Here is a 729-nt window from a genome sequence, read left to right as displayed (position 1 = left end):
GTGACGTCACGGACGGCGATGTCCGACGCGGCATGGGCCAGGATCTCCTGGCGCGGACGGCTGGAGAGGTGATGACAGCGCGCCCGCGAACCATCGGTCCCGATCTCATGGCCGTCGAGGCGCTCGCGATGATGAACCGGCACTCGATCACCGTGCTCTTCGTCGTCGCCGACGGCGTGCCGCTCGGCGACGTGGTCCAGGCGTACGACGCGGCCCGCGCCGCGGGGCTCAACCGCGTGCTGATGGTCGCTTCGCCCAACGAACCGGGGGCGCCATGAGCAGGCCCACCCGCCGATCCGCGGCCGTGTGGCTGCTGCTCGCGGCGCCGTCGCTCGCGCAGGTGTCGCTCGAAGACGACCTCCGCCGCGCACGCGACGAACTCGAGCCGGCCGCCACGCCCGCGCCGGAGGTGGTCGATCGGCTGGTCGCCGCGGCGGGCGAGCGGCTCCGCGCGGGCGACCTCGCGTCGGCGGTCGCCACGCTCGACAAGGCGGCGGGCCTCGCGCACCGGGCCGGCGCGACCGGGCGGTCGTGCGAGCTGTCGCTCGCCACGGCCGAGGCGCTCCGCCAAGGCGGCCAGAGCCGCGAGGCGGCCCGCCGGTTCCGCCACGCCGCGTTGCAGAACCCGCGCGACCCGCGCGCGGCCAAGGCCCACCGCGCCGCGTGCGACGCGCTCGCGCCGCTGATGGCCGACGCCGACGACGCGCTGCTAGAAGACTACAGCCGGCT

The 729-nt window shown here is 76.0% G+C and carries 2 protein-coding genes; both read left to right on the top strand.

The annotated features are described in order from the left end of the window. The coding region (locus AAFX79_13720) for a CBS domain-containing protein (protein MEO1009615.1) at positions 1-278 on the top strand (278 nt) is incomplete at its 5' end. Then, positions 275-729, top strand: a 455-nt coding sequence (locus tag AAFX79_13715; GenBank protein MEO1009614.1) for a hypothetical protein, incomplete at its 3' end; no start/stop codon positions are given. The genes AAFX79_13720 and AAFX79_13715, both read left to right, overlap by 4 nt.

The sequence above is a fragment of the Planctomycetota bacterium genome, assembly GCA_039819165.1.
Classification (GTDB): Bacteria; Planctomycetota; Phycisphaerae; order Phycisphaerales; family UBA1924; genus JAHCJI01.
This window is presented reverse-complemented; position numbering and strand designations above follow the sequence as displayed.